The organism is Mycobacterium sp. IS-2888 (assembly GCF_001954215.1).
Taxonomy (GTDB): domain Bacteria; phylum Actinomycetota; class Actinomycetes; order Mycobacteriales; family Mycobacteriaceae; genus Mycobacterium.
The window spans coordinates 105,123-119,232 of the sequence record NZ_MBET01000072.1; the positions used below are offsets into that span (position 1 = coordinate 105,123).

16 protein-coding genes and 1 pseudogene are annotated in these 14,110 nt (G+C 69.1%); 10 read left to right on the forward strand and 7 right to left on the reverse strand.

The features are described 5' to 3' along the window. Positions 1 to 69: 69 nt before the first annotated feature. Positions 70 to 864, forward strand: coding sequence for an alpha/beta fold hydrolase (locus A5745_RS15080; RefSeq protein ID WP_076117003.1), 795 nt, complete (start codon positions 70 to 72; stop codon positions 862 to 864). Between the two features lie 2 nt (positions 865 to 866). Beyond that, on the forward strand, positions 867 to 1,175 hold the full coding sequence (locus A5745_RS15085) for an MGMT family protein (RefSeq protein ID WP_076116971.1): 309 nt from the start codon (positions 867 to 869) through the stop codon (positions 1,173 to 1,175). A 4-nt stretch (positions 1,176 to 1,179) separates the two neighbouring features. Here A5745_RS15085 and A5745_RS15090 read toward each other — a convergent pair whose 3' ends face one another. From A5745_RS15090 to A5745_RS15100, 3 genes are all read right to left on the reverse strand, one after another. Then, complete coding sequence (locus A5745_RS15090; RefSeq protein ID WP_076064520.1) at positions 1,180 to 2,034, reverse strand: TIGR02569 family protein; 855 nt, start codon at positions 2,032 to 2,034, stop codon at positions 1,180 to 1,182. A 37-nt stretch (positions 2,035 to 2,071) separates the two neighbouring features. Continuing rightward, positions 2,072 to 3,295 carry an adenylyltransferase/sulfurtransferase MoeZ gene (gene moeZ, locus A5745_RS15095; RefSeq protein ID WP_076116973.1) on the reverse strand — a complete coding sequence of 408 codons (1,224 nt, stop codon included), beginning with the start codon at positions 3,293 to 3,295 and terminating at the stop codon, positions 2,072 to 2,074. Positions 3,296 to 3,405: 110 nt separating this feature from the next. Beyond that, a complete protein-coding gene (locus A5745_RS15100) occupies positions 3,406 to 4,452 on the reverse strand; it encodes a DUF3152 domain-containing protein (protein ID WP_076064522.1) in 1,047 nt (348 codons plus the stop codon). Between the two features lie 197 nt (positions 4,453 to 4,649). Here A5745_RS15100 and A5745_RS15105 point away from each other — a divergent pair, with 197 nt between their 5' ends. Continuing rightward, positions 4,650 to 5,333 (forward strand): TetR/AcrR family transcriptional regulator, encoded by a 684-nt coding sequence (locus A5745_RS15105; RefSeq protein ID WP_076064523.1) that lies wholly within the window; start codon positions 4,650 to 4,652, stop codon positions 5,331 to 5,333. Here A5745_RS15105 and A5745_RS15110 read toward each other — a convergent pair. Continuing rightward, a complete protein-coding gene (locus tag A5745_RS15110; RefSeq protein ID WP_170874559.1) occupies positions 5,320 to 5,607 on the reverse strand; it encodes a DUF3107 domain-containing protein in 288 nt (95 codons plus the stop codon). The genes A5745_RS15105 and A5745_RS15110 overlap by 14 nt on opposite strands. Positions 5,608 to 5,822: 215 nt before the next feature. On the opposite strand from A5745_RS15110, the gene A5745_RS15115 reads away from it, so the two are divergent. Next, on the forward strand, positions 5,823 to 6,614 hold the full coding sequence (locus tag A5745_RS15115) for an MmpS family transport accessory protein (RefSeq protein WP_076117004.1): 792 nt from the start codon (positions 5,823 to 5,825) through the stop codon (positions 6,612 to 6,614). A 3-nt stretch (positions 6,615 to 6,617) separates the two neighbouring features. Here the strand turns inward: A5745_RS15115 and A5745_RS15120 are convergent, their stop codons facing one another. Beyond that, positions 6,618 to 7,325, reverse strand: a complete 708-nt coding sequence (locus A5745_RS15120; protein WP_076064524.1) for a ferritin-like fold-containing protein — start codon at positions 7,323 to 7,325, stop codon at positions 6,618 to 6,620. Positions 7,326 to 7,572: 247 nt separating this feature from the next. Here A5745_RS15120 and A5745_RS15125 point away from each other — a divergent pair, with 247 nt between their 5' ends. Further along, a complete protein-coding gene (locus tag A5745_RS15125) occupies positions 7,573 to 9,144 on the forward strand; it encodes a DEAD/DEAH box helicase (RefSeq protein WP_076116974.1) in 1,572 nt (523 codons plus the stop codon). Between the two features lie 14 nt (positions 9,145 to 9,158). Then, the gene (locus tag A5745_RS15130) at positions 9,159 to 10,409 is read left to right on the forward strand and encodes a hypothetical protein (protein ID WP_076116976.1); all 1,251 of its coding nucleotides are present in this window, start codon (positions 9,159 to 9,161) and stop codon (positions 10,407 to 10,409) included. Between the two features lie 10 nt (positions 10,410 to 10,419). Here A5745_RS15130 and A5745_RS15135 read toward each other — a convergent pair whose 3' ends face one another. Beyond that, positions 10,420 to 11,220 (reverse strand): ParA family protein, encoded by an 801-nt coding sequence (locus tag A5745_RS15135; RefSeq protein ID WP_076064527.1) that lies wholly within the window; start codon positions 11,218 to 11,220, stop codon positions 10,420 to 10,422. Between the two features lie 112 nt (positions 11,221 to 11,332). Between A5745_RS15135 and A5745_RS15140 the strand changes: the two genes are divergently transcribed. Genes A5745_RS15140 through A5745_RS15150 form a run of 3 tightly spaced genes read left to right on the forward strand, consistent with a single transcriptional unit; the run spans position 11,333 to position 13,499 of the window. Continuing rightward, entirely contained in the window at positions 11,333 to 11,923 is a 591-nt protein-coding gene (locus tag A5745_RS15140) for an acid phosphatase (protein ID WP_076116978.1), read from the forward strand. Further along, entirely contained in the window at positions 11,896 to 13,020 is a 1,125-nt protein-coding gene (locus A5745_RS15145; RefSeq protein WP_076116980.1) for an isochorismate synthase MenF, read from the forward strand. Before A5745_RS15140 ends, A5745_RS15145 begins: the two co-directional genes overlap by 28 nt. Next, positions 13,017 to 13,499, forward strand: coding sequence for a GNAT family N-acetyltransferase (locus tag A5745_RS15150; RefSeq protein ID WP_076116981.1), 483 nt, complete (start codon positions 13,017 to 13,019; stop codon positions 13,497 to 13,499). The genes A5745_RS15145 and A5745_RS15150 overlap by 4 nt, the downstream gene beginning before the upstream one ends. Here A5745_RS15150 and A5745_RS15155 read toward each other — a convergent pair. Beyond that, a complete protein-coding gene (locus tag A5745_RS15155) occupies positions 13,451 to 13,894 on the reverse strand; it encodes a hypothetical protein (RefSeq protein WP_076116983.1) in 444 nt (147 codons plus the stop codon). The two genes, A5745_RS15150 and A5745_RS15155, sit on opposite strands and share 49 nt — an antisense overlap. 93 nt (positions 13,895 to 13,987) lie before the next feature. Here A5745_RS15155 and A5745_RS24430 point away from each other — a divergent pair. Further along, positions 13,988 to 14,110: pseudogene (locus A5745_RS24430) on the forward strand (diacylglycerol kinase family lipid kinase); the annotation flags it as partial.

The window sequence follows — 14,110 nt, forward strand, 5'->3', positions numbered from 1 at the left end:
CATCGACGCGTGACCGATCGACGCGTGACCGATCGACGCGTGACCGATCGACGCGTGACCGATCGACGCGTGACCGGCGACCTTCACGTGCACCGCTACGGCCCCGCCGGCCCGGTGCGGATGCTCGCCCTGCATGGGTTGACCGGCCACGGGCAGCGCTGGCAGAAACTGGCCGACGCGCTGCCCGAAATCGCCGTCGCGGCACCCGATCTGCTCGGCCACGGCAGATCGTCGTGGGCCGCGCCGTGGAACATCGAGGCCAACGTCTCGGCGTTCGCGGCGCTCCTCGACGCCGAGGCCGCCAAAGGTGGGGCGCCGGTGCTGGTGGTCGGGCACTCGTTCGGCGGCGCGCTGGCAATGCATCTGGCGGCGGCCCGACCCGACCGGGTAGCGGGCCTGCTGCTGCTCGATCCGGCGGTCGGCCTGGACGGAACCTGGATGCGGGAGATCGCCGACGCCATGCTTTCCTCGCCCGACTATCCGGACGCCGCCGAAGCCCGCATGGAAAAGACGACCGGCTCGTGGTCGGATGTGGATCCCGCCCTGCTGGACGCCGAGCTCGACGAGCACCTGGTCGAACTGCCGAGCGGACGGTACGGCTGGCGCGTCAGCCTGCCGGCGATGATGTCGTATTGGAGCGAGTTGGCCCGCGACATCGTGTTTCCGCCGGCGGGAACGGCGACGACGCTGGTGCGGGCGATGTGGACCACGCCGCCCTACGTCACCGACCGACTCATCGCGGGGCTTCGACAACGTTTGGGACCCGATTTCCGGTTGCTCGATTTCGAGTGCAATCACATGGTGCCCTACGCCAAGCACGCGGAAGTGGCCGCGCTTGCCCGCGCGCAGTTGGAAGGTCGCTGATCATGGCGCAGGTGACCGACGAGCAGGTCGAGCGGGTCCGCTCGCTGGTCGCGTCCATTCCGTCCGGAAGAGTGGCTACCTACGGCGACATCGCTGCCGTCGCAGGGCTTTCCAGTCCACGCATAGTCGGGTGGATCATGCGGATCGACTCCTCCGACCTGCCCTGGCACCGCGTGATCACCGCATCCGGGCGTCCCGCGCGGCACCTGACCAGCCGGCAGCTGGAACTGCTGCGCGCCGAGGGGATTCTGGCCGTCGACGGCAAGATTCCGTTGCGCGAGGTGCGCTACGACTTCCCGTCCGGGAGTTAGAGACTCAGAGCACCAACCGGACCAGCGCCGCGGTGCGGGCCAGGCCCGGGAAGGCTTCCGCCGTCGACCGCGGATGCAGGGCATGCACCGCGAGGCGAAACATCAACGCGCGCAACAACATCTGCGGCCACTCCGGCAGCGCGCTCCAGCGTTCGATCAGTCCGTCGTCGGCCTCGCCCCAGGACAACGCGTCGACGACAACGACGCCGGCGGCCCACGACGCGGGCCGCCAGTACGGCGTGATGTCGGTGATCCCCGGTGCGGCCGTGCCGATGAAAAGCACTGTGCCGTAAAGGTCTCCGTGCACCAGCTGGTTGGGGCTCTTGGTGGGCCGGCGCAGGGTGGCGAGCTGGTGAATCAGCTCGACCGACCGCTGGGCGTCCGCGCTCGGCGGCGCGGTGCGTGCTCCCGGCGGCACCGAGGCCAGCGGCCGCTCCTCCCACGCGGCGCGGTCCGCGGCGATGAAGACGTCGACGTCTCCCCACGGCGCGGTGGGCCCCTGAGTCAGGAATCGCGGGCGTTCCAGTTTGCCGGTGGCCTCGTGCAGCCGCACCGCCGCCGAGACCACCTCGTCGTGCCGGGCTTCCGGTGTGCCGGCGACGAACGTGTCGGCTCGCCACCCCGAGACGACGTAGCGTCCGTCGGTGGAGCGGACCGGCCGGGCCAGGCGCACCCCGTCGACGAACAGCGTCTCGCGGACCCGCGCCGACCAGGCGGCGCGGGCGTGGTCGGCCACTATCGACAACACGACTTCGCCGCATCGCCAGCCGCCTTCCCAGCCGGCGCCGAGGGCGACGGGCTTGACACCGGTCAAACCGAACGCCGTCAGCACAAGTTCGGGCGGCGGCTCGAGGGTCACGCAAACCAGCCTAAACGAGCCCACCTGCGGAATTGCGTCAGTACATCACCATGTCGGGCTGCATTTGCTGGGCCCAGGCCACGATTCCGCCCTGCAGATGCACTGCGTCGGAGAATCCGGCCTTCTTCAGGGCGGCCAGCGCCTCGGCCGAGCGCACCCCCGTCTTGCAATACAGCACCGGCATCCGGTCCTGCGGCAGCTTCGCCAGACCCTCCCCGGAGTTGATCAACGACTGCGGGATCAGCTGCGCGCCCTCGATGTGATTGATGTCCCATTCCACCGGCTCGCGGACGTCGATCAGCGCCAGCTTCTTGCCGGAGTCGAGGAGCTCGCGCAATTCCCGCGGGGTGATGGTGGAGCCGGCGGTCGCCTCGGCGGCATCCTCGGACACCACGCCGCAGAAATCCTCGTAGTCGATCAGCTCGGTGATCTTGGGCGTCGACGGGTCTTTGCGGATGTTGATCGTGCGGTAGCTCATCTCGAGCGCGTCGTAGATCATCAGCCGGCCCAGCAGCGGTTCGCCGATTCCGGTGATCAGCTTGATTGCCTCGGTGCCCATGACGGACGCGATGGAAGCGCAGATGATGCCCAGCACACCGCCTTCGGCGCAGGACGGCACCATGCCGGGCGGCGGGGGCTCCGGGTACAGGTCGCGGTAGTTGAGGCCACGCCCGTCGGGGGCGTCCTCCCAGAACACCGACACCTGGCCCTCGAAGCGGTAGATCGAGCCCCACACGTACGGCTTCCCGGCCAGCACCGCGGCGTCGTTGACGAGATACCGGGTGGCGAAATTGTCGGTGCCGTCCAGGATCAGGTCGTACTGCGTGAACAGGTCGACGGCGTTGTCGGGCTCCAGCCTGAATTCGTGCAATCGCACGTCGACGAGCGGGTTGATCGCGGCGATCGAGTCGCGTGCCGACTGGGCCTTGGACCGCCCGATGTCGGCGACGCCGTGGATGATCTGGCGCTGCAGGTTCGACTCGTCGACCACGTCGAAGTCGACGATGCCGATGGTGCCGACGCCGGCCGCGGCCAGATACAGCAACGCCGGTGCCCCGAGCCCGCCGGCACCGATCACCAGCACCCGCGCGTTCTTCAGCCGCTTCTGCCCGTCGACGCCCAGGTCGGGAATGATCAGATGACGGCTGTAGCGGGCCACCTCATCGCGACTCAGCTGGGGTGCGGGCTCGACCAGCGGCGGCAACGACGCCTGGGAGGTCTGGGACGCCTGGGAGGTCTGGGACGCCTGGGACGTCGACACCGAATATCTCCTCGGTTGGCTTTCGTTAGCTCTATCCATCACAGCAGTTGCCCGAAACAACGGCAAACACCGACGGTTGCTTCCCCGGGCCGCGCAGTACCCGCCCGCGACTATGCGATCGGGTAGGGCCAGGGATTGAATCGGCAGGTCTTGCCGTCCGCCTTGACGTAGTCGGGGTCGAACTTGGCGGCGTCGTCGTTGGATGTGGAGAACGTCTGCTGCATCATCACCGGCGCCAGGCCACCTTGCTTGTCGCACGGCTCGTGACGCACGTACCCGATGGCGTGGCCGACCTCGTGATTGATCACGTACTGCCGGTAGGAGCCGACGTCGCCTTCGAAAGGTACGGCTCCGCGCACCCAGCGCGCCTCGTTGATGAAAACCCGCGCCTGCCGTTCCGGCCCGTATACCGGGTTGTAGCACGACGTCTCCAGCCGGAATTCGTAGCCGCATCCCTCGCGCACGGTCACCGGGGACACCAGCGAAATCCGCAAGTCGGGCTTGACCCCATTGCCGCCGTCGACCCGGACAAACGCGAATTGCGGGTTGTGTGTCCAGCCCTTGGGATTGGCCAGTGTCTGGTCGACCATTTGGGCGAATGCCATGTCGCCGCCGAACATCGAGGGGTCGATGCCGTTCTCGACCTCGACGGTGTACTTGAACACCTTCGCGGTGCCCTGGCCGAGCTGCGGGGTGGTTCCGGGCACGACGTGCCAGGTCTTGTCGCCCGCCTCGGAGAAGGGGCCGCCGTCGGGCAGCGTCCCGGCCGGCAGGTCGGCGTCGAACGTGGCCAACCCGCGCGGCGGCGCGTCGATGATCGCGGTGCCCACCGCGCCGATGTCCGGCGGCCCCTGGATGGGCTGGCTCGCCGTCGGCTTCGGCGCGCCCGTGCCGGTGACCGTCTGGTAGATGACCACCGCGGTGAGCGCCACCAGGACGGGCAGCGCGTATGCTCGCCAGCCGTAGGTGGACACGAACCGTCCCAACCATGTTTGTTTGCGCCACTGGCGCCGTCCACGATCGGCCCGAGCCCGCCCGGATCCCCGCCCGATCGGATCGCGCCCAATCGGATCCCGCTGGGCCCGCAGTGGTTCTCGCCACTCGTCACGCAGCACGGGAACCTGGCCGGTGCCGCGCCCGGGCTGCTGGGACGTCATTGCCCCAGAATGGCACAGCCCGCACGGAGGTTGTCCCTGGCGCGCCCGAATGCGGCGCCGATGACGGCCGCGGGGACGCCACGGGTAGTAATGTCTGTGCGACGAGCCGCGCGCGGCTGACCCGGGGCATCCGAGGAGTCAGTTGCCACCCAACAGATTTGCCACCAACGAGATGCCACCAACTAGATGAGGACTCGATGAGCGAACTCGCCAAGGCGGCGGCACGACGTGCCGTCAAACCGGGCGCCCCTCGGCCGGGAGACGGCGTGGCGACCCCGAACCGGCGCGGCAACAGGCTTCCCCGCGATGAGCGTCGCGGCCAATTGCTCGTCGTGGCCAGCGACGTCTTTGTCAACCGTGGCTACCACGCGGCCGGCATGGACGAGATCGCCGAACGGGCAGGTGTCAGCAAACCCGTTCTGTACCAACATTTTTCAAGCAAGCTGGAGCTGTACCTCGCCGTGCTTCATCGGCACGTGGACAACCTGGTGTCGGGAGTGCAGCAGGCGCTGAGCACCACCACCGACAACCGGCGGCGGCTGCATTCGGCGGTGCAGGCGTTCTTCGACTTCATCGAGCACGACAGCCAGGGCTACCGGCTGATTTTCGAGAACGACTACGTCACCGAACCCGAGGTCGCCGCGCAGGTGCGCGTCGCCACCGAGTCGTGCATCGACGCGGTGTTCGCACTGATCAGCGAGGACTCCGGCCTCGATCCGCACCGCGCCCGGATGATCGCGGTGGGACTGGTCGGGATCAGCGTGGACTGCGCCAGGTACTGGCTGGACTCCGATCGCCCGATCTCCAAGTCGGACGCCGTCGAGGGCACCGTTCAGTTCGCGTGGGGCGGTCTGTCACACGTGCCGCTCACTCGCTCTTAGCGGCCTTCCCAACGATTTTGGCGGCAGACTCCGCCCCGATTCCGAAGCCGACCCGGCGCGCGTCGGCCGCGCCGATCTCGACGTAGGCGATCTTGTCGGTCTGAACCAGGAAGCGACGGCCCTTGTCGTCGCTCAGGCTGACCAGGCCCGCGCCCTCCCGCAGCGCGGCGGCTACGACATCTTCGACTTCACCCGGTGTCTGCGCGCTGGAGAAGACCAGCTCGCGCGGACTGTCCGAGATACCGATTTTGACCTCCACAGTGGCCCCTTCCATGAGCGGTTCCAGTAGCAGCTTGCGGTAGCGGTGAAGTCGCAGGCGTGTCAGCAGCAGGCTAGTGGATGCGCCAAGCGCGCGGCGCGCCCCGGGCCCACGGCGGGCTACGCGGTGAGCGAAACGTCGATCGCGGAGAGGTAACGATTGGCTACCAGCTGGGCCTACCCCCGGGTTCGACGCCGGATCCGTGTTTTCACATGGCTAACTTCGGCACCATGGGTACCACACTGCCCCCTATCGACAGGGTTCGCGCCCGCCCGGGCCGCGACGACTACGACCTGAACTACGACGAATACGACGACTACGACCGTGACTACGACCGTGACTACGACTTTGACCGTGACGCCGACGGCGACACCGAGGAGTTGTACCGGGCCGGATCCGACGGCGACTACAGCTGGACGGGCTGGCCGGCCGACTTTCGCGTGCGCCCCGTCACGGCGATTCTCGCCGCCGTGGTCGCGCTCGGAGCGATCGCGACCGCTGTCGTCCTCAACAGCGGCGACAGCGCGTCGACCAAGGCGACGGTGGGACCCGCCCCGCAAACGCTGACCTCCGCGCCGCGGACCACGAGCCCGCCCAGCGCGGCGCCGAGCCAATCGCCGCTGCCGCAGGAAACGGTCACCACCGTGACGACGCCCCGCGCGGCACCGACACAGCCGCCGACCACCGCGCCGACCCTGGCGCCGACGGCCGCGCCGCCCGCCACGGCCGCGCCGCCACCGATCGCGGTGAACCCACGTACCGTCCTCTACACCGTCACCGGGACGAAGCAGCTCCTCGACCTGGTGAACGTCGTCTACACCGATGCCCAGGGCTACCCGCAGACCGAGTTCAACGTGTCGCTGCCCTGGTCCAAGGTCGTTGTATTGAATCCGGGCGTGCAGACCGAGTCGGTCGTCGCGACCAGCATTTACGGCCGGCTGAATTGCTCGATCGTCAACGCCGAGGGTCAAGCGGTGGCGGTGTCGGCCACCAACTCGATCATGGCGACCTGCACCCGTTGAGGGTCAGCTGAGGCCGAGCTCGTGCATCCGCCGGTCGTGGGTTTGCTGTAGCCGGTCGAAGAACGCGCCGAGCTGGCTCAGGCCGCCGGCACCGGAGACCACCAGGTCGACCAGCTCGTCGTGATCGGCCAGCAGGTATTGCGCCTGGGTGATGGCCTCGCCGAACAGGCGACGCGCCCACAGCGCGAGCCGGCTGCGCTGCTTGCTGCTGCCGGTCACGGCCGCGCGCACCTCCGCGACGACGAACTGGGAATGCCCGGTCTCCGACAGGGCCTCCCGCACCACATCGGCGACTTCGTCGGGCAGCACGTCGGCGATTTCCAGGTAGAGGTCGGCGGCCAAAGCGTCGCCGACGTACGTCTTCACCAGGGCTTCCAGCCAGGTGCTCGGCGTCGTCAGCCGGTGGTAGTTCTCCAATGTCGACGCGTACCTCGACATCGCCGACACCACGTCCACGCCGCGGCTTTCCAGGGCGTCGCGCAGCAACTCGTAGTGCTGCATCTCGGCCGCGGCCATGCTCGCCATCGAGATCCGGCCCCGCAGGTCAGGGGCCATGCGAGCCTCGTCGGTCAGGCGGTAGAACGCGGCTATCTCGCCGTAGGCGAGCACCGCGAACAGTTCGTTGACGCCGGGGTGGTCCGCGGTGAGGCGTGGGGTAGGCGAATCGTCCACCTGATCGGCGGAGGAGGGCCCGGGAAGGGGCGGGGACATGGGCAACACTCTAGTCGCCGGACCTGGCGGAAGATGGGTGCCGGCTGTTGACCAGCTATCATGCTTGGAGGTGGTGGCGGTATTTCTTCTGCCGTTGCCACCGGCGAAATGTGCGTGCACAGCTGGCCCGCCCTAAACGAAGCAGGGGCCCGCGACTCGGCGACGTGGAGTCGGAATTCGTGCGCGCGTGACCGCGACAGAAAAACCGACCAACCGAAGACGTCACCGAAAGGCACAACACCCCCGTATGACCGCACTCACAAGCGCAACTGAACTGACCCCCCAAAATACGTTTGCCAAGCTCGGCGTCCGCGACGAAGTCGTGCGCGCGCTTGCCGAAGAAGGCATCGAAAGTCCTTTTGCCATCCAAGAATTGACCTTGCCGCTGGCTCTGGCCGGCGACGACGTGATCGGCCAGGCCCGCACCGGCATGGGCAAAACCTTCGCGTTCGGCGTGCCGCTGCTGCAGCGGATCACCGCCGGCGGCTCGAACGCTCAAGCCCGGCCGCTCAACGGCACGCCTCGCGCGCTGGTCGTCGTGCCGACCCGCGAGCTCTGCCTGCAGGTCACCGGCGACCTGGCCACGGCGGCCAAGTACCTGACCGCCGAAGGCGGCCGCCCGCTGTCGGTGGTGTCGATCTACGGCGGCCGGGCCTACGAGCCGCAGATCGAGGCGCTGCGCACCGGCGCCGACGTCGTCGTGGGCACCCCGGGCCGGCTGCTCGACCTATGCCAGCAGGGTCACCTGCAGCTCGGCGGGCTCTCGGTGCTGGTGCTCGACGAGGCCGACGAGATGCTCGACCTGGGCTTCCTGCCCGACATCGAGCGCATTCTGCGCCAGATTCCGGCCGACCGGCAATCGATGCTGTTCTCGGCGACCATGCCGGACCCGATCATCACGCTGGCCCGCACGTTCATGAACCAGCCCACCCACATCCGCGCCGAGGCCCCGCACTCGGCCGCCACCCACGACACCACCGAACAGTTCGTCTACCGCGCCCACGCGCTGGACAAGGTGGAGCTGGTCAGCCGGGTGTTGCAGGCGAACGACCGCGGCGCCACCATGATCTTCACCCGCACCAAGCGCACCGCGCAGAAGGTTGCCGACGAGCTGGCCGAACGGGGCTTCAAGGTCGGCGCGGTGCACGGCGACCTCGGGCAGATAGCGCGCGAGAAGGCGCTCAAGGCATTCCGGACCGGCGACATCGACGTGCTGGTCGCCACCGACGTGGCCGCCCGCGGCATCGACATCGACGACGTCACCCACGTCATCAACTACCAGATTCCCGAGGACGAACAGGCATACGTGCATCGGATCGGCCGCACCGGCCGCGCCGGCAAGGCCGGCGTCGCGGTCACCCTGGTGGACTGGGACGAGCTGCCCCGCTGGTCGATGATCAACAAGGCGCTGGGCCTGGACACCCCCGACCCGGCCGAGACCTACTCCAACTCACCGCACCTGTACGCCGAGCTCGGCATCCCTGCCGAGGCAGGCGGCAAGGTCGGCACGCCGCGTAAGTCGCCGGTCAAGCGCCGCGATACCAAGAGCTCGGGCCAGAGCTCGGGTCGAAGCTCGGGCGAGAGCTCGGGTCGAAGCTCGGCCCAGAAGTCGGGCCGCTCCGGCGCGAGGCGGCGTCGCACCCGCGGCGGGCAGCCCGTCTCAGGCCACCCGGCCGGCAACGGAGCCGCCAGCGATGGCAGTGGCAATGGCGGAAACGCCGAGACTCAGGTGAGCTCCAACGGCAGCGGGACCAACCGGCGCCGCCGTCGCCGCCGCAAGCCCGCCGAAACCACCGCCGCCTCCGCAATCGGCAACTGAGCCCACGCCGCGGCATGGTCAGACCCGAACGCCGGACCAAGGGCGACGTCATGGCCGCCGCGGCGATCGCGGTCGTCGTCGCCGCCACCGCCGCACTGATCTGGTGGACCAGCGACGCGCGGGCCGCCATCAGCCGGCCAGCCGCCGTCGGCGCGCCCAACCCGACGCCGGCCCGGGAAGTGCCGGCGACCCTGCATCAGCTGTGGACGGCGAAGAGCGTCGGCAGCACCGCACCCATCGTGGTCGGCGGGACGGTCACCACCGCCGACAGACGCCGGCTCGACGGGCGCGACGCCGGCACCGGCCAGTCACGCTGGAGCTACGCGCGCGACACGGATCTCTGCGGGGTGACGTGGCTCTATCGCTTCGCCGTCGCGGTCTACCGGGACGACCGCGGTTGCGGTCAGGTCAGCACGCTGGACGGCTCGACGGGTCGCCGCGGGCCCGCACGCAGCGGTACCGCCGATCCGCAGGTCCGCCTCTCCTCCGACGGCACGACGGTGTTGTCGGCGGGCGCTACCCGGCTGGAACTCTGGCGCTCGGACATGGTGCGGATGCTGGCCTACGGGGAAACCGATGCCCGGGTGAAACCGTCGGCGCGGGGCCTGCACTCCGGATGCCGGCTGGTCTCGGCGGCCGCCAGCTCGTCGGCGGTCTCGGTGTTCGAAAGCTGCGTGAATCAGGCGGATCTACGGCTTGTCCTGCTGCGCCCGGCCAAGGAAGACGACGAACCCCAACAACACGTCGTGTCCGAACCCGGGATCACGGCGGATTCGGGCGCCCGCGTGCTGGCCGTCCGGGAGAACAACACCGCGGTGTATCTGCCCGGCGGTTCCGGCGGGCAGCCCAGGGTCGACGTGATCGACGACACGGGCACCACCGTGTCGAGCACCCTGCTGCCCAAGCCGCCGTCGAGCTCGGCTCTCGCGTCCCAAGCGGGGGTGTCCCAGGCGGGCAACCTGGTGACCTGGTGGACCGGCGATTCCGTCATGGTCTTCGACGCGAACAGTCTGACCCCGCGCTATACCATCGCCGCCGGCGAGACGACGGCGCCGCTTGGGCCCGGCGTGATGATGGCGGGCAAGCTGCTGGTGCCGGTCACCGGCGCGATCGGCGTCTATAACCCGGTCAACGGCTCGAGCGAGCGCTACATCCCGGTCGATCGGGCGGCCAGCCGGGCGCAGCCGGGAACGCCCGTCGTCCCGGCGGTGTCCGGTTCCAGGGTGTTCGAGCAGCGCGGCGACACCGTGGTCGCGCTGGGCTGACCGCGCGCCGCTAAATCTCTACCGCGAAGGTCGCCAGCGGTTTGCCGGACTTCCAGTGCTTGATCAACGCCTTCGCCAGCTCCTTGTAGGCGGTCGCGCCCTTGTTCTTGCGCCCGGCGATCACCGACGAGCCGGACGCGCTGGCCTCGGCGAAGCGCACCGTGCGCGGGATCGGCGGGGCGAGCACCTGCAGGTCGTAGCGGTCGGCGACATCGACCAGCACGTCGCGGGTGTGCGTGGTGCGGGAGTCGTACAGCGTCGGCAGCGCGCCCAGCATCCGCAGATTCGGGTTGGTGATCTGCTGGACGTCGGCGACGGTCCGCAGGAATTGGCCGACGCCGCGGTGAGCCAGCGTCTCGCACTGCAACGGCACGATGACCTCGTCCGCGGCCGTGAGCCCGTTGAGGGTGAGCACACCGAGCGACGGCGGGCAGTCGACGATCACCACGTCGAAGTCGTCGGAGACCTTGGCGAGTGCTCGTTTGAGCGCATACTCGCGGCCCGCCCGCATCAGCAGCATCGCCTCGGCGCCGGCCAGGTCAATGTTGGCCGGTAGCAGCGTCATTCCCTCCATCGTCGTGACCAGCGCGGCGTTGGGCTCGACCTCACCGAGCAGCACTTCGTGCACCGACACGGGTAGCTTGTCGGGATCGTGGCCGAGCGAGAAGGTCAGACAGCCCTGCGGGTCGAGATCGACAAGCAGCACCCGCCGGCCGCTCTCCACCATCGCCGCACCCAGCGAGGCGACGGTCGTGGTCTTGGCCACCCCGCCCTTCTGGTTGGCCACCGCCAGTACCCGGGTCTTACTCACAAGCACCCGCCCTCCACATTGTTGCCGCGGTCACAGTGCCCATCCTGGCATGTTCGACCGCCGTGCGCTTCGGCCGACGGGGCCGGCATGTCGTCCGGCAGAATCTGTCGGCATGGGCTTGCACAATTACCGTCTGGTGCTGCTGCGCCACGGCGAGACCGAGTGGTCGAAATCGGGCCAGCACACCGGCCGCACCGAGGTCGAGCTGACCGATGCCGGCCGCACGCAGGCCAAGCTGGCCGGGCGGGCGCTGGGCGAACTGAATCTCGTTGACCCGCTGGTGATCAGCAGCCCGCGGCGACGCTCCCTGACGACCGCCGAGTTGGCCGGGCTCACCGTCGACGAGGTGTCACCACTGCTCGCCGAGTGGGACTACGGGTCGTATGAGGGCCTGACCACGTCGCAGATCCAGGAGTCGGTGCCCGACTGGCTGGTGTGGACGCATGGATGCCCCGGCGGCGAGAGCGTCGCGCAGGTCAGCGAGCGCGCCGACCGGGCCGTCGCGATGGCGTTGGAGCACATGGATTCGCGCGACGTGTTGTTCGTGAGCCATGGCCATTTCTCCCGCGCGGTCATCACGCGGTGGGTCGAGCTGCCGCTCGTCGAAGGCCGCCGCTTCGGGATGATCACCGCCTCCATCGCCGTCTGCGGCTTCGAGCACGGGGTGCGGCAACTATGTGCGCTCGGGTTGACCGGTCAGTGACAGCAACCGAGCCGCCGTTCGCGCTATGCGGGCCGCGCGGGACCCTGGTCGCCGACGGGGTGCGGACGCGCTACCGCGACGTGCGGGCGGCGCAAGCTGCGCTGCGATCGGGGTCGGCCCCAATCGTGTTGGGCGCGTTGCCTTTCGACCTCCACGCACCCGCCGCGCTGCTGGCGCCGAACACCGTGCTGCGCACCGACGGCCCGTCCGACTGGCCGACGGGCCCACTGCCGGCGGTGCGGGTCGCCGCCGCCGTCCCGCCACCCGCCGACTACCGCGTCCGGATTAGCCTGGCCCGGGACCGGCTAACCAGCCCGGGCAGCCCGCTGCACAAGGTCGTGCTCGCGCGCGCCCTGCGGCTGGTCGCCGATGCTCCGCTGGACGCGCGCGTCCTGCTGCGCCGGCTGGTGACCGCCGACCCGGCCGCCTACGGCTATCTCGTCGACCTGACCGCGGCGGGCGGAGACTACGCGGGTGCGGCGCTGGTGGGCGCCAGCCCCGAACTTCTGGTCGCTCGCTTCGGCGACCGCGTCGAGTGCCGGCCGTTCGCCGGCTCGGCGCCCCGCGCCCGCGACGCGGACCTCGACGCCGCCAACGGCGCGGCCCTGGCGGACTCGGCCAAGAACCGTCACGAGCACCAGCTGGTCATCGATACCATGCGGGCCGCCCTGGAGCCGCTGTGCGACGACCTGACGATCGCTTCCGAGCCGCAATTGAATCGCACGGCCGCGGTGTGGCACCTGTGCACACCGATCAGCGGTCGCTTGCGTGACAAGTCAACTACCGCAATCGATCTGGCATTGGCGCTGCATCCCACCCCCGCGGTCGGCGGGGTGCCGACCAAGGCAGCGGCCGAGCTCATCGCCGAGCTCGAAGGGGACCGTGGTTTCTACGCGGGAGCCGTGGGCTGGTGCGACGCCCGCGGCGACGGACGCTGGGTGGTGTCCCTTCGCTGCGCGCAGCTGTCGGCGGACCGTCGCACGGCCGTCGCGCACGCTGGCGGCGGCATCGTCGCGGAATCGGATCCCGATGACGAAGTCGACGAGACGACAACGAAATTCGCCACGATACTGGGCGCGCTGGGAGTCGACCAATGAGCGTAATTGTCCGCCGCGCCGCACGACAAGACTGCGCCGATATTGCCGAAATGATCCACGGGCTGGCCGAATTCGAACGCGCCGCCGAACAGTGCACGGTGACCGAAACACACGTTTCCACAGCGCTTTTCGCTAGTCCGCCGATGGTGCACGGTCACGTCGCGGAAGTCGACGGCGAGATCGCGGCGACGGCGCTGTGGTTTCTCAGCTTCTCCACGTGGGACGGCGTCGCGGGAATCTACCTCGAAGATCTGTTCGTCCGCCCGAGGTTTCGCCGCCGCGGCCTGGCCCGCGCGCTACTGAGGGCGCTGGCGCGCGAGTGCGTTGACAACGGCTATACGCGATTGTCGTGGGCCGTGCTGAACTGGAACGTCAATGCCATTGCGCTGTATGACGAAATCGGCGCGCAACCGCAGCGGGAGTGGACCACCTATCGGCTGTCCGGTCCGCCGTTGGCCGAGCTGGCCGGACCACGCTGATCGCCGCCGGCGGCCCAGCGTACCGACGCCGGAGTAAAAAGCAGGATCAGTGCGCTCAGCGCCAGGGCACCGACGGGAATCCCGAACGCCGGCTGATGCGAGCCCACCGCCACATACCAGGAAATCGGCAGCAGGAGCAGCTGGGTGAACACCGCGGGCCCGCGACCCCAACGCTTGCCGATCACCAGCGCCCGCCCCGCGGCGAGCACCACGGCACCCGCGAGGACGAACCAGACCGCGGTGCCCAGGCCGTTGACCACGCGTTGGTCGGCTCCGGCGATCCCGCGCACCACCAGCACCGCGGCCATCGCCAGGGCGGCCACGCCCTGCGCCGCGACGATCCATCCCGCGACGCGCACCGTGGTTGGGACGGGAGTCGGGGCCGGCGAATTCACAGCGTCAGCGTAGTCAGGCCGGCCCACCGCGCCCCGCGAGCGGCCGGTTCCCCCACAGCGGGGTCTTAACCGCCCCGCATAAGCTCGTCCATCATGCGCGCCGTGCTGATCGTGAATCCCACAGCCACTTCCACCACCCCGGCCGCTCGCGATCTGCTGGCGCACGCGCTGAAAAGCCGCCTTCAGCTCACCGTCGAGCACACCAGCCAACGCCGC

Excerpts from the sequence above, each read along its gene's own strand:
- A5745_RS15085 (WP_076116971.1), top strand. The coding sequence starts at position 867 with ATGGCGCAGGTGACCGACGAGCAGGTCGAGCGGGTCCGCTCGCTGGTC.
- A5745_RS15100 (WP_076064522.1), bottom strand. The coding sequence starts at position 4,452 with ATGACGTCCCAGCAGCCCGGGCGCGGCACCGGCCAGGTTCCCGTGCTG.
- A5745_RS15105 (WP_076064523.1), top strand. The coding sequence starts at position 4,650 with ATGAGCGAACTCGCCAAGGCGGCGGCACGACGTGCCGTCAAACCGGGC.
- A5745_RS15110 (WP_170874559.1), bottom strand. The coding sequence starts at position 5,607 with ATGGAAGGGGCCACTGTGGAGGTCAAAATCGGTATCTCGGACAGTCCG.
- A5745_RS15115 (WP_076117004.1), top strand. The coding sequence starts at position 5,823 with ATGGGTACCACACTGCCCCCTATCGACAGGGTTCGCGCCCGCCCGGGC.
- A5745_RS15120 (WP_076064524.1), bottom strand. The coding sequence starts at position 7,325 with ATGTCCCCGCCCCTTCCCGGGCCCTCCTCCGCCGATCAGGTGGACGAT.
- A5745_RS15125 (WP_076116974.1), top strand. The coding sequence starts at position 7,573 with ATGACCGCACTCACAAGCGCAACTGAACTGACCCCCCAAAATACGTTT.
- A5745_RS15130 (WP_076116976.1), top strand. The coding sequence starts at position 9,159 with ATGGTCAGACCCGAACGCCGGACCAAGGGCGACGTCATGGCCGCCGCG.
- A5745_RS15140 (WP_076116978.1), top strand. The coding sequence starts at position 11,333 with ATGGGCTTGCACAATTACCGTCTGGTGCTGCTGCGCCACGGCGAGACC.
- A5745_RS15145 (WP_076116980.1), top strand. The coding sequence starts at position 11,896 with ATGTGCGCTCGGGTTGACCGGTCAGTGACAGCAACCGAGCCGCCGTTC.
- A5745_RS15150 (WP_076116981.1), top strand. The coding sequence starts at position 13,017 with ATGAGCGTAATTGTCCGCCGCGCCGCACGACAAGACTGCGCCGATATT.